Annotated in this window: 25 protein-coding genes; all 25 read left to right on the top strand. The window is 62.9% G+C overall.

All coding sequences use genetic code 11. The features are described 5' to 3' along the window. Positions 1-267: 267 nt before the first annotated feature. Complete coding sequence (rpsL, locus tag RAM60_RS07780; protein WP_007164630.1) at positions 268-639, top strand: 30S ribosomal protein S12; 372 nt, start codon at positions 268-270, stop codon at positions 637-639. 25 nt (positions 640-664) lie between these two features. Then, positions 665-1,135, top strand: a complete 471-nt coding sequence (gene rpsG, locus RAM60_RS07775; RefSeq protein WP_200980828.1) for a 30S ribosomal protein S7 — start codon at positions 665-667, stop codon at positions 1,133-1,135. Between the two features lie 116 nt (positions 1,136-1,251). After that, positions 1,252-3,384, top strand: coding sequence for an elongation factor G (gene fusA / locus RAM60_RS07770; protein ID WP_200980827.1), 2,133 nt, complete (start codon positions 1,252-1,254; stop codon positions 3,382-3,384). Between the two features lie 92 nt (positions 3,385-3,476). Beyond that, on the top strand, positions 3,477-4,667 hold the full coding sequence (gene tuf, locus RAM60_RS07765) for an elongation factor Tu (protein ID WP_369027252.1): 1,191 nt from the start codon (positions 3,477-3,479) through the stop codon (positions 4,665-4,667). 317 nt (positions 4,668-4,984) lie between these two features. Continuing rightward, a complete protein-coding gene (rpsJ, locus tag RAM60_RS07760) occupies positions 4,985-5,296 on the top strand; it encodes a 30S ribosomal protein S10 (RefSeq protein WP_086436159.1) in 312 nt (103 codons plus the stop codon). Between the two features lie 251 nt (positions 5,297-5,547). Beyond that, positions 5,548-6,414, top strand: a complete 867-nt coding sequence (gene rplC / locus RAM60_RS07755; RefSeq protein WP_200980825.1) for a 50S ribosomal protein L3 — start codon at positions 5,548-5,550, stop codon at positions 6,412-6,414. 3 nt (positions 6,415-6,417) lie between these two features. Beyond that, positions 6,418-7,041 carry a 50S ribosomal protein L4 gene (gene rplD / locus RAM60_RS07750; protein ID WP_200980824.1) on the top strand — a complete coding sequence of 208 codons (624 nt, stop codon included), beginning with the start codon at positions 6,418-6,420 and terminating at the stop codon, positions 7,039-7,041. After that, positions 7,034-7,342, top strand: coding sequence for a 50S ribosomal protein L23 (locus tag RAM60_RS07745; protein ID WP_200980823.1), 309 nt, complete (start codon positions 7,034-7,036; stop codon positions 7,340-7,342). The genes rplD and RAM60_RS07745 overlap by 8 nt, the downstream gene beginning before the upstream one ends. Positions 7,343-7,356: 14 nt before the next feature. Further along, positions 7,357-8,193, top strand: coding sequence for a 50S ribosomal protein L2 (gene rplB / locus RAM60_RS07740; RefSeq protein WP_200980822.1), 837 nt, complete (start codon positions 7,357-7,359; stop codon positions 8,191-8,193). A 6-nt stretch (positions 8,194-8,199) separates the two neighbouring features. Further along, positions 8,200-8,475 carry a 30S ribosomal protein S19 gene (gene rpsS / locus RAM60_RS07735; protein ID WP_200980821.1) on the top strand — a complete coding sequence of 92 codons (276 nt, stop codon included), beginning with the start codon at positions 8,200-8,202 and terminating at the stop codon, positions 8,473-8,475. After that, the gene (rplV, locus tag RAM60_RS07730) at positions 8,475-8,852 is read left to right on the top strand and encodes a 50S ribosomal protein L22 (RefSeq protein WP_200980820.1); all 378 of its coding nucleotides are present in this window, start codon (positions 8,475-8,477) and stop codon (positions 8,850-8,852) included. Before rpsS ends, rplV begins: the two co-directional genes overlap by 1 nt. Before the next feature lies 1 nt (position 8,853). After that, positions 8,854-9,549 (top strand): 30S ribosomal protein S3, encoded by a 696-nt coding sequence (rpsC, locus tag RAM60_RS07725; protein WP_200980819.1) that lies wholly within the window; start codon positions 8,854-8,856, stop codon positions 9,547-9,549. A 21-nt stretch (positions 9,550-9,570) separates the two neighbouring features. Next, positions 9,571-10,005, top strand: coding sequence for a 50S ribosomal protein L16 (gene rplP / locus RAM60_RS07720; protein WP_200980818.1), 435 nt, complete (start codon positions 9,571-9,573; stop codon positions 10,003-10,005). After that, the gene (gene rpmC, locus RAM60_RS07715; protein WP_200984232.1) at positions 10,005-10,214 is read left to right on the top strand and encodes a 50S ribosomal protein L29; all 210 of its coding nucleotides are present in this window, start codon (positions 10,005-10,007) and stop codon (positions 10,212-10,214) included. The genes rplP and rpmC overlap by 1 nt, the downstream gene beginning before the upstream one ends. Positions 10,215-10,224: 10 nt before the next feature. Then, a complete protein-coding gene (rpsQ, locus tag RAM60_RS07710; RefSeq protein WP_200980817.1) occupies positions 10,225-10,515 on the top strand; it encodes a 30S ribosomal protein S17 in 291 nt (96 codons plus the stop codon). A 62-nt stretch (positions 10,516-10,577) separates the two neighbouring features. Continuing rightward, positions 10,578-10,946, top strand: a complete 369-nt coding sequence (gene rplN, locus RAM60_RS07705; protein ID WP_006831888.1) for a 50S ribosomal protein L14 — start codon at positions 10,578-10,580, stop codon at positions 10,944-10,946. Further along, positions 10,946-11,269, top strand: a complete 324-nt coding sequence (rplX, locus tag RAM60_RS07700) for a 50S ribosomal protein L24 (RefSeq protein ID WP_200980816.1) — start codon at positions 10,946-10,948, stop codon at positions 11,267-11,269. Before rplN ends, rplX begins: the two co-directional genes overlap by 1 nt. Then, positions 11,262-11,840 carry a 50S ribosomal protein L5 gene (gene rplE / locus RAM60_RS07695; protein ID WP_200980815.1) on the top strand — a complete coding sequence of 193 codons (579 nt, stop codon included), beginning with the start codon at positions 11,262-11,264 and terminating at the stop codon, positions 11,838-11,840. Before rplX ends, rplE begins: the two co-directional genes overlap by 8 nt. A 26-nt stretch (positions 11,841-11,866) precedes the next feature. Then, entirely contained in the window at positions 11,867-12,172 is a 306-nt protein-coding gene (rpsN, locus tag RAM60_RS07690; protein WP_200980814.1) for a 30S ribosomal protein S14, read from the top strand. Between the two features lie 11 nt (positions 12,173-12,183). Beyond that, entirely contained in the window at positions 12,184-12,579 is a 396-nt protein-coding gene (gene rpsH / locus RAM60_RS07685; RefSeq protein ID WP_369027253.1) for a 30S ribosomal protein S8, read from the top strand. Next, a complete protein-coding gene (gene rplF, locus RAM60_RS07680; RefSeq protein ID WP_200980812.1) occupies positions 12,579-13,112 on the top strand; it encodes a 50S ribosomal protein L6 in 534 nt (177 codons plus the stop codon). Before rpsH ends, rplF begins: the two co-directional genes overlap by 1 nt. A 1-nt stretch (position 13,113) precedes the next feature. After that, a complete protein-coding gene (gene rplR, locus RAM60_RS07675; RefSeq protein ID WP_200980811.1) occupies positions 13,114-13,458 on the top strand; it encodes a 50S ribosomal protein L18 in 345 nt (114 codons plus the stop codon). A 2-nt stretch (positions 13,459-13,460) separates the two neighbouring features. Further along, positions 13,461-14,240: a 30S ribosomal protein S5 gene (gene rpsE, locus RAM60_RS07670; RefSeq protein ID WP_425504519.1), complete on the top strand. Its 780-nt coding sequence runs from the start codon at positions 13,461-13,463 to the stop codon at positions 14,238-14,240. A gap of 5 nt (positions 14,241-14,245) precedes the next feature. Next, complete coding sequence (rpmD, locus tag RAM60_RS07665; RefSeq protein WP_200980810.1) at positions 14,246-14,431, top strand: 50S ribosomal protein L30; 186 nt, start codon at positions 14,246-14,248, stop codon at positions 14,429-14,431. Between the two features lie 92 nt (positions 14,432-14,523). Next, the gene (gene rplO / locus RAM60_RS07660) at positions 14,524-15,048 is read left to right on the top strand and encodes a 50S ribosomal protein L15 (RefSeq protein WP_369027254.1); all 525 of its coding nucleotides are present in this window, start codon (positions 14,524-14,526) and stop codon (positions 15,046-15,048) included. Positions 15,049-15,110: the final 62 nt, after the last annotated feature.

The raw sequence follows: 15,110 nt of genomic DNA, 5'->3' as shown, positions 1-15,110 counted from the left end.
GCGATGAGGCTCTTTTCTATTGAAGCTCCCCATGCTGGACCCCCGCCTTCGCGGGGGTGACGGGAAGGGGCGCTCGGGGCAGCCGTCAAAGTAACCCGGTGGCCGTGGCCGATGGGTGGAGCGTTTCAGGCTCGCGCGCAAAATGTCCGCTTCGCGGATGTTTTGGTTCGCTGGTTCCCCGCCTGCGCGGGGATGACGGCAGCGCGAACCCTCACACTCCTCACCCTTCGGTATCAGTGTCACCACCAACCGGTGAAGTGAGTAATCATGCCGACGATCAACCAGCTGGTCCGCAAGGGCCGCACCCCGCAGAAGGCCAAGAGCAAGGTCCCTGCGATGGAGCAGAACCCGCAGAAGCGTGGCGTTTGCACCCGCGTCTATACGACGACCCCGAAGAAGCCGAACTCGGCTCTGCGCAAGGTGGCCAAGGTTCGCCTGACCAACCAGCGCGAAGTCATCTCCTACATCCCCGGCGAAGGCCACAACCTGCAGGAACACAGCGTCGTGCTGATCCGCGGCGGCCGTGTGCGCGACCTTCCCGGCGTGCGTTACCACGTCCTTCGCGGCGTGCTCGACACGCAGGGTGTCAAGGACCGCAAGCAGAGCCGTTCGAAGTACGGCGCGAAGCGTCCGAAGTAAGAACGCATCTCAGGAGATATAGAAGATGTCACGTCGTCGTCGTCCCGAGAAGCGGGAAATCCTGCCTGACCCGAAGTTCGGTGATCAGGTCCTTTCGAAGTTCATGAACAACCTCATGTATGACGGCAAGAAGGCCGTCGCCGAAGGTATCGTCTACACCGCGCTCGACACCGTCGAAGCCAAGGCCAAGGCGAACCCGGTCGAGCTGTTCCATGCTGCTCTCGACAACATCAAGCCGCAGGTCGAAGTGCGCAGCCGCCGCGTCGGTGGTGCGACCTACCAGGTGCCGGTCGAGGTGCGCCCCGAGCGTGCCCAGGCGCTGGCCATCCGCTGGCTGATCACCGCCGCGCGCGGTCGTCCGGAAACCACCATGGCCGCACGCCTGTCGGGCGAGCTGATGGACGCTGCCAACAACCGCGGCAACGCCGTCAAGAAGCGCGAAGACACGCACCGCATGGCGGACGCGAACCGCGCCTTCTCGCACTACCGCTGGTAAGGCGTTCCGTTTTGGAGGCCGGGGGAGGGCGCTGCTCTCTCCCGGGTCTTCAAGCGGTCACATTAATCCCTACATGGGGCGCGAGCTAGCTCACCCCCGAACCCGAGGAATTCCACATGGCCCGCGAGTATCCGCTGGAGCGTTACCGCAATATCGGCATCATGGCCCACATCGATGCCGGCAAGACCACCACGACCGAACGTATCCTCTACTACACCGGCAAGTCCTACAAGATCGGCGAAGTCCACGATGGCGCCGCCACCATGGACTGGATGGAGCAGGAGCAGGAACGCGGCATCACCATCACGTCGGCCGCGACGACCACTTTCTGGACCGCCGAGGATCCGACCATGGATCCGCGTTCGAACCCGGAAGACCTTCGCGCCAACCAGCCGAAGCACCGGATCAACATCATCGACACCCCCGGGCACGTCGACTTCACCATCGAAGTCGAACGCTCGCTGCGCGTGCTCGACGGTGCGGTCGCGGTCTTTGACGGCGTCGCCGGCGTCGAACCGCAGTCCGAAACCGTCTGGCGCCAGGCCGACAAGTACGGCGTTCCGCGGATGTGCTTCATCAACAAGCTCGACCGCACCGGCGCCGACTTCTACTACTGCGTCCAGTCGATCATCGACCGCCTCGGCGCCAAGCCGCTGGTGCTCTATCTCCCGATCGGTTCGGAGAGCAACCTCAAGGGCGTCGTCGACCTCGTCAACATGCGCGGCATCGTCTGGCAGGCCGAAGACCTCGGCGCGAAGTACGAGTTCGTCGACATTCCGGAAGACCTGGCCGACAAGGCTGCCGAATACCGCGAGCAGCTGGTCGAAACCGCCGTCGAACTCGATGACGACGTCATGGAAGCCTATCTCGAAGGCAACGAGCCCGATGCAGCGACGCTGAAGAAGCTGATCCGCAAGGGTACCATGGACCGTGCGTTCGTGCCCGTGCTGTGCGGCTCGGCGTTCAAGAACAAGGGCGTTCAGCCCCTGCTCGACGCCGTCGTCGACTACATGCCGAGCCCGCTCGACGTTCCCGCGATCAAGGGCGTCCTGCCCGACAGCGACAAGGAAGAAACCCGTCCGTCGAGCGACGACGAGCCTTTCGCTGCGCTGGCGTTCAAGATCATGAACGACCCGTTCGTCGGCTCGCTGACCTTCACCCGCATCTATTCGGGCAAGCTCTCCAAGGGCTCGGTCCTGAACTCGGTGAAGGACAAGAAGGAAAAGATCGGCCGCATGCTGCTGATGCACTCGAACAACCGCGAGGACATCGAAGAAGCATTCGCCGGCGACATCGTCGCTCTGGCGGGCATGAAGGACACGACCACCGGCGACACGCTGTGTGATCCGGCCAAGCCGATCATCCTCGAGCGCATGGAATTCCCCGAGCCGGTCATCGAACTGTCGGTGGAACCCAAGACCAAGGCCGACCAGGAAAAGATGGGCGTTGCCCTCAACCGCCTGGCCGCCGAGGATCCGAGCTTCCGCGTTTCGACCGACCACGAAAGCGGTCAGACGATCATCAAGGGCATGGGCGAGCTTCACCTCGACATCCTCGTCGATCGCATGAAGCGCGAGTTCAAGGTCGAAGCCAATGTCGGTGCACCGCAGGTGGCCTATCGCGAGTATCTCGCGCGTCCGGTCGACGTGGACTACACCCACAAGAAGCAGTCGGGCGGTTCGGGCCAGTTCGGTCGCGTCAAGGTCAAGGTCACCCCGGGTGAGCGCGGCCAGGGTTTCGTCTTCGAAGACGAGATCAAGGGCGGCAACATTCCGAAGGAATACATCCCGGCGATCGAAAAGGGTTTCCGCGAGCAGGCCGAGAGCGGCTACCTCGTCGGCTTCCCGATCATCGACTTCACCGTCACCCTGTATGACGGTGCGTACCACGACGTCGACTCGAGCGCGATCGCGTTCGAAATCGCCGGTCGCGGTGCGATGCGCGAAGTTGCCGAGAAGTCCGGCATCAAGCTGCTCGAACCGATCATGAAGGTCGAGGTCGTGACTCCCGAGGATTACCTCGGCGACGTCATCGGCGACCTCAACAGCCGTCGTGGCCAGATCCAGGGTACCGATACCCGCGGCAACGCCCAGGCGGTCGAGGCCAATGTGCCTCTGGCCAACATGTTCGGCTACGTGAACGAACTGCGTTCCTTCACCCAGGGACGTGCGCAGTACACGATGCAGTTCAGCCACTATGACGAGGTCCCGGCGAACGTCGCGGCCGAAGTCAAGGAGAAGCTTGCCTAAGGCAGCTTCAAGGTCTAGGGGCGGCGCCTGATTCCGTCAGGCACCGCCCGCACCACGGAAATTCAACTCTTCAGACAGAGGTAAATTGAGAAATGGCGAAGGAAAAATTCCAGCGGAACAAGCCGCACTGCAACATCGGCACCATCGGTCACGTCGACCATGGCAAGACCACGCTGACGGCGGCGATCACCAAGGTGATGGCTGAAGAGCACGGCGGTTCGGCGGTCGATTTCGCAAACATCGACAAGGCTCCCGAAGAGCGCGAGCGCGGCATCACCATCTCGACCGCACACGTCGAGTACGAAACCGCTGCGCGCCACTATGCGCACGTCGACTGCCCGGGTCACGCCGACTACGTCAAGAACATGATCACCGGTGCTGCCCAGATGGACGGCGCGATCCTGGTCGTGAACGCAGCCGACGGCCCGATGCCGCAGACCCGCGAGCACATCCTGCTTGCCCGTCAGGTCGGCGTTCCGGCTCTCGTCGTGTACATGAACAAGGTCGACCAGGTTGACGACGAGGAAATCCTCGAGCTCGTCGAACTGGAAGTCCGCGAACTGCTCTCGAGCTACGACTTCGACGGCGACAACATCGCCATCGTCAAGGGTTCGGCTCTCGCCGCTCTCGAAGGTCGTGACGACGAAATCGGCAAGAACTCGATCATCGAGCTCATGAACGCCGTTGACGAGCACATCCCGCAGCCGGAGCGTCCGGTCGACAAGCCGTTCCTGATGCCGATCGAAGACGTGTTCTCGATCTCGGGCCGTGGCACCGTCGTCACCGGCCGTGTCGAAACCGGTATCGTGAACGTTGGCGACGAAGTCGAAATCGTCGGCATCAAGGACACCCAGAAGACCACCGTCACCGGCGTGGAAATGTTCCGCAAGCTGCTCGACCGTGGTGAAGCTGGCGACAACATCGGCGCCCTCATTCGCGGCATCGGCCGTGAAGACGTCGAGCGTGGCCAGGTCCTCTGCAAGCCCGGTTCGGTTAGCCCGCACACCGAGTTCAGCGCAGAAGTCTACGTCCTGTCGAAGGACGAAGGCGGCCGTCACACGCCGTTCTTCGCTAACTACCGTCCGCAGTTCTACTTCCGCACCACCGACGTGACCGGCGAAGTGATCCTTCCCGAAGGCACCGAAATGGTGATGCCGGGCGACAACGTGACTATCTCGGTCAAGCTGATCGCTCCGATCGCCATGGACGAAGGTCTGCGCTTCGCAATCCGCGAAGGCGGCCGCACCGTCGGCTCGGGCGTTGTTGCTTCGATCACGAAGTAAGCTTCGCGCAAGCGATTGAAAAACGTTGGCCCGCTCCTCAGATAGAGGGGCGGGCCTTCGCTTTTAATGAAGGCATTGGACGGCCCGCGCGCACGGTTCGTCTGACCCGTTTCCACTCGGCGAAAAGCTGTTGGATTTGGGGGTTGCCAGATGGGGGTCTCCTCCGTATATGCGCGCCCACAGACGGGGATTCGTCCCTGTCGCAAGAATTCAAGGGAAGGTCGCCCGTACCGGGAAACCGGGGTCAAGCAGGGCGGGCCTTTCTTTTTTTGCGGGTTGGAAACGGCCCGTTTGGCTCTTTCGCATCGGTATAGGTAATGGAAGCTCAGAATATTCGCATTCGCCTCAAGGCGTTCGACCACCGCGTTCTCGACCAGGCAACTGGCGAAATCGCCGAAACCGCACGTCGCACCGGCGCCCTTATTCGTGGCCCCATTCCCATGCCGACGCGTATCGAGAAGTTCACCGTGAACCGCGGCCCGCACATCGACAAGAAGTCGCGCGAGCAGTTCGAGGTGCGCACCTTCAAGCGTCTGCTCGACATCGTGCAGCCGAACGCCCAGACCGTCGACGCGCTGATGAAGCTCGACCTCGCAGCTGGCGTGAACGTCGAGATCAAGCTGGCCTAAGCCGCTGATCCGGTCCCCGGCAGGACCTTAAACCGGCCGGAAGTTCTGGGGCCCTCGATTGCCCCGCTGGTCCGTAGGACCGGCAAGACATCGGGATACCGCCGGATCTGATCCGGGTCTGCGTCCCCCGTCTCGCTCCCGCAGCCTTCACTGGCGAGGGGGCAATCAGCCCGGACGGGGCGACGCATCACAAATTGGGCTGGCAAGCACTTGGGGATGGGCCCCACGTGCCTCTGTTTAGGAGTTTGACGATGCGCACAGGCGTTATCGCAAAGAAAGTCGGGATGACCCGCCTCTTCCAGGAGGACGGTCGGCACGTGCCGGTCACCGTTCTCGCGTTGGAGAATTGTCAGGTTACCGCTCACCGTACCGAAGATCGCGATGGCTATTTCGCAGTCCAGGTCGGCTCGGGCGAAGCCAAGCAGAAGAACGTCAACAAGCCGCAGCGCGAAGCTTTCGCGAAGGCTGGCGTTTCGCTGAAGATGAAGGTCGCCGAATTCCGCGTCGAGACCGAAGAGGCTCTGCTTCCGGTTGGTGCGCGCATTTCGGCCGAGCACTTCGTTGCTGGCCAGAAGGTCGACATTACCGGTCACACGCAGGGCAAGGGCTTCGCCGGCGCCATGAAGCGTTGGGGCTTCGGCGGTATGCGCGCCACCCACGGTGTCTCGATCAGCCACCGTGCACACGGTTCGACGGGTAACCGCCAGGATCCGGGTCGCGTGTTCAAGGGCAAGAAGATGGCCGGCCACATGGGCGACCGTCAGCGCACCCAGCAGAACCTCGAGATCGTCCGCACCGACGCCGATCGCGGCCTCCTTTTCGTCAAGGGCTCGGTCCCGGGTGCGAAGAACGGCTGGCTGCTGGTCAAGGACGCGGTCAAGATCGACCACGCCGACCTGCCGTTCCCGGGTGTGATGTATCGCAACCAGGACGAGTTCGCTTCGGAAGAAGCTGCTGCCGGCATGGTCGAGAGCGCAGCCGAGCATGAAGTCGGCACCGAAATTTCCGCCGAGCAGCAGGAAGCCCTGCTGCAATCTCAGGAAGCTGGTGCGGACACCGAAACCACCACCGATACGCCCGCAGCCGACACCGGCTCGGACGAAAACAAGGAGGGCTGATCCGTGAAGGTGAAGGTCCAGAAAATCGACGGCAAGGCTGCTGGCGACGTCGAGCTGAACGATGCCGTTTTCGGCGTCGAGCCGCGCGCCGACATCCTGCACCGCGTCGTTACGTGGCAGCTCGAAAACCGCCGCGGAACTGCCCGCCCGACGCGCGAGCGTTCGGACGTTGCCCGCACCGGCAAGAAGTGGGGTCGCCAGAAGGGCGGCGGCACGGCTCGCCACGGTGACCGCGCCGCGCCGATCTTCATCGGCGGCGGCAAGGCCCACGGTGCCCGCAAGCGCGACTTCAACCAGTCGCTGAACAAGAAGGTCCGCGCCCTGGGTCTCAAGATGGCCCTGTCGAGCAAGGCGAAGGACGGCCTCGTCGTCGTCGACAGCCTCGAGCTCAAGGACGCCAAGACCAAGGCGCTGGTCGCCACCTTCGGCAAGAACGGCTGGAGCGGCAAGGTGCTGGTGATCGACGGTGAGAGCGTCAACGACGGTTTCGCCAAGGCTGCCCGCAACATCCCCGGCGTCAACGTGCTGCCGGCAGTGGGCGCCAACGTCTACGACATCCTGAAGCATGACACGCTCGTCCTCACCAAGGACGCGGTCGAGAAGCTGGAGGCCCGTTTCAATGGCTAAGAAGCAGGAAATCGACGCGCGTCACTACGACGTGATCCTTGCGCCGCACATCACCGAGAAGGCTACGCTGGCTTCGGAGAACAACGCGGTTGTCTTCAAGGTCGCCAACGACGCCACCAAGCCGCAGATCAAGGAAGCCATCGAGGCGATCTTCGGTGTCGGCGTGACCGGCGTGAACACGATCGTGGCCAAGGGCAAGACCAAGCGCTGGAAGGGCAAGACCTACAAGCGCACGGACATGAAGAAGGCCATCGTCACCCTGAAGGACGGCGATTCCATCGACGTCACCAGCGGTATCTGAGGGGCTAGAGAGAAATGGCACTCAAGAACTACAAACCCACGAGCCCGGGCCGTCGCGGCCTGATCCTCGTCGACAAGTCGGGCCTCTACAAGGGCAAGCCGGTCAAGTCGCTCGTCGAAGGCAAGCGCAAGACCGGTGGTCGCAACAATAAGGGTCATGTCACCTCGCGCGGCATGGCTGGCGGCCACAAGCAGAAGTACCGCTACGTCGACTTCAAGCGTCGCAAGTGGGACGTCGAAGGCACTGTCGAACGGCTCGAGTACGATCCGAACCGCACCGCCTTCATCGCCCTGGTGAAGTACGAGGACGGCGAACTGGCCTACATCCTGGCGCCGCAGCGCCTGGCCGTCGGTGACAAGGTGATCGCAGCCGAGAAGGCCGACACCAAGCCCGGCAACGCCATGCTGCTCGGCCAGATGCCGGTCGGCACCATCTGCCACAACGTGGAGATGAAGCCGGGCAAGGGCGGCCAGATCGCCCGCGCCGCCGGTTCCTACGTCCAGCTGGTCGGTCGTGACCGCGGCATGGTCATCGTGCGCCTCAACAGCGGCGAGCAGCGTTACCTGCGCGCCGACTGCATGGGCACCGTTGGCGCCGTGTCGAACCCCGACAACCAGAACCAGAACATGGGCAAGGCCGGTCGTCGTCGCTGGATGGGCAAGAAGCCGCTCACCCGCGGTGTCGCCAAGAACCCGGTCGACCACCCGCACGGTGGTGGTGAAGGCCGCACCAGCGGTGGCCGTCACCCGGTTACCCCGTGGGGCAAGCCGACCAAGGGCGCCCGTACCCGCAACAACAAGCAGACGGACAAGATGATCATCCGTTCGCGCCACGCCAAGAAGAAGAGGTAATCCGACATGGCTCGTTCCGTCTGGAAAGGTCCGTTCGTCGAGCTCAGCCTTCTCAAGAAGGCGGAGGACGCACAGGACAATGGTGGTCGTGCACCGATCAAGACCTGGTCGCGTCGTTCGACGATCCTGCCGCAGTTCGTTGGGCTCACGTTCAACGTCTACAACGGCCACAAGTTCATCCCCGTGTCCGTTTCGGAAGAAATGGTCGGCCACAAGCTCGGCGAGTTCGCTCCTACGCGCACTTTCCCGGGTCACGCTGCCGACAAGAAGGGTAAGCGCTGATGAGCAAGCAGAAAGCACCCCGCCGCGTTGCGGATAACGAGGCGCTGGCCGTCGGTACCACGATCCGTGGTTCGGCGCAGAAGCTCAACCTCGTCGCCGCCCTGATCCGTGGCAAGAAGGCCGAAGAGGCCATGAACATCCTCGCCTTCTCGAAGCGGGCGATGGCGCGTGACGCCAGCAAGGTTCTCGCTTCGGCGATCGCCAATGCGGAAAACAACCACAACCTCGACGTCGATGCACTCGTCGTTGCGGAAGCGTCGGTCGGCAAGTCGATCACCATGAAGCGCTTCCACACGCGCGGCCGTGGCAAGTCCACGCGCATCCTCAAGCCGTTCAGCCGGCTGCGTATCGTGGTTCGCGAGCAGGAAGAGGCGTAAGATGGGCCATAAGAGCAATCCGATCGGTCTGCGCCTGCAGATCAACCGCACCTGGGACAGCCGCTGGTACGCCGAAGGGCGCGACTACGCCAAGCTGCTCAAGGAAGACATCGAGATCCGCAAGTTCATCGTCGAGAACCTGACCCAGGCGGCGATTTCGAAGGTGGTGATCGAGCGTCCGGCCAAGCTGTGCCGCGTGTCGATATACGCTGCCCGCCCCGGTGTCATCATCGGCAAGAAGGGCGCGGACATCGAGAAGCTGCGTTCGCAGCTGTCGAAGATGACCGACAGCGAAGTGAAGCTGAACATCGTCGAAATCCGCAAGCCGGAAATCGATGCCAAGCTCGTCGCCCAGGGCATCGCCGACCAGCTGGTCCGCCGTGTCGCCTTTCGTCGCGCCATGAAGCGCGCCGTGCAGTCGGCTCTCCGCCTCGGTGCGGAAGGCATCAAGATCACCTGCGGCGGCCGTCTCGGCGGTGCGGAAATCGCCCGTGTGGAATGGTATCGCGAAGGTCGCGTTCCGCTGCACACGCTGCGTGCCAACGTCGACTACGCTGAAGCCGAAGCTCTGACCGCTTATGGCATCATCGGCATCAAGTGCTGGATCTTCAAGGGCGAGATCCTCGCCCACGATCCGACCGCACAGGACCGCCTGATGATGGAAGCCCAGACTTCCGGCGTCCGCCCGGCTCGCTGATTGCAGGATTAGGAAAGAACCATGCTGCAACCGAAGAAAACCAAGTACCGCAAGGCGTTCAAGGGCAAGATCCATGGCAACGCCAAGGGCGGCACCACGCTCAACTTCGGGTCGTACGGCCTGAAGGCGATGGAGCCCGAGCGGATCACCGCGCGCCAGATCGAGGCCGCTCGTCGTGCGATCACTCGCCACATCAAGCGTCAGGGACGCCTGTGGATCCGCGTGTTCCCCGACGTGCCGGTGTCGAAGAAGCCTGCCGAAGTCCGTCAGGGTAAGGGCAAGGGCTCGATCGAATACTGGGCAGCTCGCGTGAAGCCGGGCCGCATCCTGTTCGAACTCGACGGCGTTGCCGGCCCGCTGGCCGCCGAAGCGTTCGAGCGCGCAGCGATGAAGCTGCCGATCAAGACCAAGGTCGTTGCCCGCCTGGGCGACACCTCGCACCTGGGAGGCGAATGATGGCCAAGATTGAAGACCTGCGCCAGAAGTCGGACGACCAGCTGGCCGAGGAACTGACCACGCTCAAGCGCGAGCAGTTCAACCTCCGCTTCCAGGCGGCCACGAACCAGCTCGAGGCTCCGGCCCGCATTCGCGAAGTGCGTCGTTCGATCGCCAAGATCAAGACGCTGCAGACCGAGCGCGCCGCCAGCGCCGCAGCCAAGGCTTAAGGAGTAGACCATGCCCAAGCGTATCCTGATCGGGACCGTCACCTCCGACAAGACCGACAAGACCGTGACCGTGCTCGTCGAGCGCAAGGTGAAGCACCCGCTCTACGGGAAGATCATCCGTCGCTCGAAGAAGTACCATGCCCATGACGAGAAGAACGAGTACCAGCTCGGTGACGTCGTGCGCATCGAAGAAACCAAGCCGATCTCCAAGACCAAGACCTGGCAGGTGATCGATCGCGTTACCGCAGGTGGCACGCAGGCTGTCGAGGCTGACCTCGACGTCGCAGCCGCAGGTAACTGAGCAGTTAGACGTAAGGAACTGCCGGACTGGTTCCGGCAAGCCAGTGAGAAGGAACCGGATCGATGATCCAGATGCAATCCAATCTCGACGTCGCGGACAACAGCGGCGCAAAGCGCGTCCAGTGCATCAAGGTACTGGGCGGGTCGAAGCGCCGGACTGCTTCCGTGGGCGACGTGATCGTGGTTTCCGTCAAGGAAGCCCAGCCGCGCACCAAGGTGAAGAAGGGCGATGTCCATCGCGCCGTCATCGTGCGCACGAAGAAGGACGTCCGTCGTCCCGACGGCAGCGTTATCCGCTTCGACAGCAACGCCGCGGTTCTCGTCAACAAGAACGAGGAACCGATCGGTACCCGTATCTTCGGACCCGTCGTGCGCGAACTGCGCGGCCGCGGCTTCATGAAGATCATCTCGCTTGCTCCGGAGGTGCTGTAATGGCCGCCGCAAAGATCAAGAAGGGTGACAGCGTCGTCGTCCTGTCCGGCAAGGACAAGGGCAAGACCGGCACCGTCGCGAAGGTCATGCCGAAGGACGGCAAGGTCGTCGTCGAAGGCGTGAACGTCGCTGCCCGTCACCGCAAGCCGACCCAGCAGAACCCGCAGGGTGGCATCGATCGCTTCGAAGCGCCGATGCACATCTCGAAGGTCGCGCTGGCCGATCCCAAGTCCGGCAAGCCCACCCGCGTCCGCTTCGAAACCTCGAAGGACGGCAAGAAGGTGCGCGTTGCCGTCAAGTCCGGGGAGACCATCGATGGCTGATTATACCCCCCGCATGCGCAAGCGCTACGACGACGTGATCGTCAAGGCGATGACCGAGAAGTTCGGTTACAAGAATGCCATGGAAGTTCCGAAGCTGGAGAAGGTCACGCTCAACATGGGCGTCGGCGAAGCCAGCCAGGACAAGAAGAAGGTCCAGACGGCCGCCGAGGAAATGGCTCTGATCGCTGGTCAGAAGCCGGTCATCACCAAGGCCAAGAAGTCGATCGCGCAGTTCAAGCTGCGTGAAGGCATGCCGATCGGTTGCAAGGTCACCCTGCGCCGTGAACGCATGTACGAATTCATGGACCGTCTCGTCACCGTCGCAATGCCCCGCATCCGCGACTTCCGTGGCCTGAACCCCAAGTCGTTCGACGGCCGTGGCAACTACGCCATGGGTCTGAAGGAACAGATCGTCTTCCCCGAAATCTCCTACGACAAGATCGAGAAGGTCCGGGGCATGGACATCATCGTAACCACCACGGCGAAGACCGACGAAGAAGCGCGCGAGCTGCTCCGTCTGTTCGGTTTCCCGTTCCCGGCCGAAGCGTCGGAAGAGAAGGAAGCGGCGTGAGCCGCTAATAGAGGAACTTAAGTCCAATGGCGAAACTGAGTTCGATCAACAAGAACGAGCGTCGCAAGAAGCTCGTCAAGCAGTATGCGGACAAGTACGCGAAGCTGAAGGCTATCGCTGACGACAAGAATGCCGACGAGACCGAGCGCCTGATGGCCCGCCTCAAGATGGCTGAATTGCCGCGCAATGCGAACCCGACGCGTGTTCGCAACCGCTGCTCCACCACCGGCCGCCCGCGCGGCTACTACCGCAAGTTCGGGCTTTGCCGCGTCGAACTGCGCGACCTCGGCAACAAGGGCCTGATTCCGGGCCTGACCAAGTCGAGCTGGTGAGGTAAAGACAGATGGCTATGACCGATCCCCTGGGTGATATGCTCACCCGTATCCGCAACGGCCAGCGCGCGAAGAAGGACAGCGTCCTTTCGCCCGCCAGCAAGCTGCGTGCGAACGTCCTCGAAGTGCTCCAGCGTGAAGGCTACATCCGTGGCTTCAGCGACGACACCTCGGGCAAGCACCCGCAGCTGCGGATCGAACTGAAGTATTTCGAGGGCGAACCTGCGATCAAGCATGTCGCTCGCGTCTCCAAGCCTGGCCGCCGCGTCTACTCGGGTTCGAAGGAACTCCCGGTTGTGCGCAATGGCCTTGGCATCACCATCGTCTCGACGCCGAAGGGCGTGCTTTCCGACGCGGAAGCCCGTTCGCAGAACGTCGGCGGCGAAGTGCTGGCGGAGGTGTTCTGATGAGCCGCATCGGCAAGAAGCCGGTAGCGATCCCGAGCGGGGTCACTGCCGCCATCGATAACGGCATGCTCAACGTGAAGGGTCCCAAGGGCACCCTTTCGATGGGTCTGTCGGACCTGGTCGAGTACAAGCTCGAAGACGGCGAAATCGCAGTCAAGCCGGCGAACGACACCAAGGCTGCCCGCAGCCACTGGGGCATGCAGCGCACGCTCGTGTCGAACCTCGTCGAAGGCGTGACCGACGGTTTCACCAAGGTCCTCGAGATCACCGGCGTCGGCTACCGTGCCAATGCGCAGGGCAAGAAGCTCAAGCTTCAGCTCGGCTATTCGCACGACGTCGACCTCGACGTTCCCGAAGGTCTCGAAGTGAAGACCCCCGACCAGACCACCGTGGAGATTTCCGGCATCGACAAGCAGGCCGTTGGCCAGTTTGCCGCCGAAGTCCGCCGCTGGCGCAAGCCCGAACCCTACAAGGGCAAGGGCATCAAGTACCGCGGCGAATACATCTTCCGCAAGGAAGGGAAGAAGAAGTAAGATGGCAAAGCTTTCCCTCTTCGAACGCCGCCGCCGCCGCGTCCGTACCGCTCTCAAGAGCGTTTCGGGCGGCAAGCCGCGCCTTTCGGTCCACCGCACCGGCAAGCACATCTACGCGCAGATCATCGACGACGCCGCGGGCAAGACCCTCGCCGCCGCCTCGACGCTCGGTGCGAAGAACTCGGGTGCCAATGTCGACGCCGCCAAGCAGGTTGGTAGCGACATCGCCGCCGCAGCCAAGAAGGCCGGTGTGACCACCGTCGTGTTCGATCGCGGCGGCTTCCTGTTCCATGGCCGCGTCAAGGCGCTGGCCGACGCCGCTCGCGAAGGCGGGCTGGAGTTCTGATGATGGCTGACGAAAACAAGAACGAAGAAACCGTGGCTGCCGAGACCGAGCACGCGGTGACCAACGAGCAGCCGGCAATCGCCGACACGCCGTCCGAAGCTGCCGACAACCAGTCGGCTGCCCAGGGCGACGAAGGCCAGCCGCAGGAACGCCAGGGCCGTGGCCGTGGTCGCGGTGGCGAGCGTGGCGAAGGCCGCGGTCGCGGTCGCGGTCGTGATGACCGTCGCGGCAAGCGCGAGGAAGAAGACGACGGCATCATCGAGAAGCTCGTCCACATCAACCGCGTCAGCAAGACGGTGAAGGGCGGCAAGCGCTTCGGTTTCGCTGCGCTGGTCGTCGTGGGTGACGGCTCGGGTCGCGTCGGCTTCGGCCACGGCAAGGCCCGCGAAGTGCCGGAAGCCATCTCGAAGGCGACTGCCTCGGCGCGCAAGAAGATGATCCGCGTTCCGCTGAAGGAGGGCCGTACCCTCCATCACGACGGCAACGGTCGCTTCGGTGCCGGCAAGGTCACCGTCCGCACCGCGCCTCCAGGTACCGGCATCATCGCCGGTGGTCCGATGCGCGCCGTGTTCGAGAGCCTCGGCGTTGCCGACGTGGTGACCAAGTCGGTCGGCACCTCGAACCCCTACAACATGATCCGCGCCACCTTCGATGCGCTGCAGGACCAGACTTCGCCGAAGTCGGTGGCCCAGCGTCGCGGCAAGAAGGTTGCCGACCTCCTGGGTCGCGGCGGGGCATCGGAGGCCGAGGCTGAAGCCGACGCCGCCGCTATCGCGGAGTAAGATCGATGGCCAAGAACAGCACCATCAAGATCAAGCAGGTCGGTTCGCCGATCCGCCGTCCGGAAAGCCAGCGCAAGATCCTCATCGGTCTTGGGCTGAACAAGATGCACAAGATCGTCGAGCGCCAGGACACCCCCGAGGTGCGTGGCGCGATCGCGAAGATCCCGCATCTCGTCCAGATCGTCGACTGATCTGCGACAGCACAATTGACGGAGGCGGCCTGCTGCGATAGCGGGCCGCTTCCATTTTTCAGCGCGAACTAAAGCGAAAGCGAGTGCACACTATGAAACTGAACGATCTCCGCGACAACGAAGGCGCCCGTAAGTCCCGCATCCGCGTGGGCCGTGGCATCGGCTCGGGCAAGGGCAAGACCGGCGGCCGTGGCCAGAAGGGCCAGAAGAGCCGTTCGGGCGTCGCCATCAAGGGCTTCGAAGGCGGCCAGATGCCGCTTCACATGCGCCTGCCGAAGCGTGGCTTTAACAACCTCTTCGCCAAGGACTATGCCGAAGTGAACCTGGGCATGGTCCAGAAGTTCATCGACGCCAAGAAGCTCGACACCAAGAAGACCCTCGACCACGAAGCGCTGCAGGCTGCCGGCCTCGCACGTGGTGGCAAGGACGGCGTCCGCCTGCTCGGCAAGGGCGAACTGAAGACCAAGGTCACCTTCAAGGTTGCCGGCGCGTCGAAGGGCGCGATCGAGGCAGTCGAAAAGGCTGGCGGCAAGGTCGAGATCATCGAGAAGGCCCAGCCCGAGCACGAGAAAAAGGCTGCTCGCGCCGAAGCCAACAAGGCCAAGAAGGCCAAGTAACCGACAAAAAAGCGGGGGGCGGGGTTCGACATTCCGCCCCCCTCTCCCTATCTGTCCGGTCA

The sequence above is a fragment of the Qipengyuania sp. RANM35 genome, assembly GCF_041021145.2.
Taxonomy (GTDB): Bacteria; Pseudomonadota; Alphaproteobacteria; order Sphingomonadales; family Sphingomonadaceae; genus Qipengyuania; species Qipengyuania soli.
This window is presented reverse-complemented; position numbering and strand designations above follow the sequence as displayed.

What these genes read in the sequence shown, in the direction of transcription:
- rpsC (WP_200980819.1), top strand. Translation starts at nt 8,854, where the DNA reads ATGGGCCATAAGAGCAATCCGATCGGTCTGCGCCTGCAGATCAACCGC.
- rplF (WP_200980812.1), top strand. Translation starts at nt 12,579, where the DNA reads ATGAGCCGCATCGGCAAGAAGCCGGTAGCGATCCCGAGCGGGGTCACT.
- tuf (WP_369027252.1), top strand. Translation starts at nt 3,477, where the DNA reads ATGGCGAAGGAAAAATTCCAGCGGAACAAGCCGCACTGCAACATCGGC.
- rplB (WP_200980822.1), top strand. Translation starts at nt 7,357, where the DNA reads ATGGCACTCAAGAACTACAAACCCACGAGCCCGGGCCGTCGCGGCCTG.
- rpsJ (WP_086436159.1), top strand. Translation starts at nt 4,985, where the DNA reads ATGGAAGCTCAGAATATTCGCATTCGCCTCAAGGCGTTCGACCACCGC.
- rpsE (WP_425504519.1), top strand. Translation starts at nt 13,461, where the DNA reads ATGGCTGACGAAAACAAGAACGAAGAAACCGTGGCTGCCGAGACCGAG.
- rpsS (WP_200980821.1), top strand. Translation starts at nt 8,200, where the DNA reads ATGGCTCGTTCCGTCTGGAAAGGTCCGTTCGTCGAGCTCAGCCTTCTC.
- rpsL (WP_007164630.1), top strand. Translation starts at nt 268, where the DNA reads ATGCCGACGATCAACCAGCTGGTCCGCAAGGGCCGCACCCCGCAGAAG.
- rpsN (WP_200980814.1), top strand. Translation starts at nt 11,867, where the DNA reads ATGGCGAAACTGAGTTCGATCAACAAGAACGAGCGTCGCAAGAAGCTC.
- rpsG (WP_200980828.1), top strand. Translation starts at nt 665, where the DNA reads ATGTCACGTCGTCGTCGTCCCGAGAAGCGGGAAATCCTGCCTGACCCG.
- rplN (WP_006831888.1), top strand. Translation starts at nt 10,578, where the DNA reads ATGATCCAGATGCAATCCAATCTCGACGTCGCGGACAACAGCGGCGCA.
- rplR (WP_200980811.1), top strand. Translation starts at nt 13,114, where the DNA reads ATGGCAAAGCTTTCCCTCTTCGAACGCCGCCGCCGCCGCGTCCGTACC.
- rpmC (WP_200984232.1), top strand. Translation starts at nt 10,005, where the DNA reads ATGGCCAAGATTGAAGACCTGCGCCAGAAGTCGGACGACCAGCTGGCC.
- fusA (WP_200980827.1), top strand. Translation starts at nt 1,252, where the DNA reads ATGGCCCGCGAGTATCCGCTGGAGCGTTACCGCAATATCGGCATCATG.
- RAM60_RS07745 (WP_200980823.1), top strand. Translation starts at nt 7,034, where the DNA reads ATGGCTAAGAAGCAGGAAATCGACGCGCGTCACTACGACGTGATCCTT.
- rplC (WP_200980825.1), top strand. Translation starts at nt 5,548, where the DNA reads ATGCGCACAGGCGTTATCGCAAAGAAAGTCGGGATGACCCGCCTCTTC.
- rpsQ (WP_200980817.1), top strand. Translation starts at nt 10,225, where the DNA reads ATGCCCAAGCGTATCCTGATCGGGACCGTCACCTCCGACAAGACCGAC.
- rplP (WP_200980818.1), top strand. Translation starts at nt 9,571, where the DNA reads ATGCTGCAACCGAAGAAAACCAAGTACCGCAAGGCGTTCAAGGGCAAG.
- rplX (WP_200980816.1), top strand. Translation starts at nt 10,946, where the DNA reads ATGGCCGCCGCAAAGATCAAGAAGGGTGACAGCGTCGTCGTCCTGTCC.
- rplO (WP_369027254.1), top strand. Translation starts at nt 14,524, where the DNA reads ATGAAACTGAACGATCTCCGCGACAACGAAGGCGCCCGTAAGTCCCGC.
- rpsH (WP_369027253.1), top strand. Translation starts at nt 12,184, where the DNA reads ATGGCTATGACCGATCCCCTGGGTGATATGCTCACCCGTATCCGCAAC.
- rplE (WP_200980815.1), top strand. Translation starts at nt 11,262, where the DNA reads ATGGCTGATTATACCCCCCGCATGCGCAAGCGCTACGACGACGTGATC.
- rpmD (WP_200980810.1), top strand. Translation starts at nt 14,246, where the DNA reads ATGGCCAAGAACAGCACCATCAAGATCAAGCAGGTCGGTTCGCCGATC.
- rplV (WP_200980820.1), top strand. Translation starts at nt 8,475, where the DNA reads ATGAGCAAGCAGAAAGCACCCCGCCGCGTTGCGGATAACGAGGCGCTG.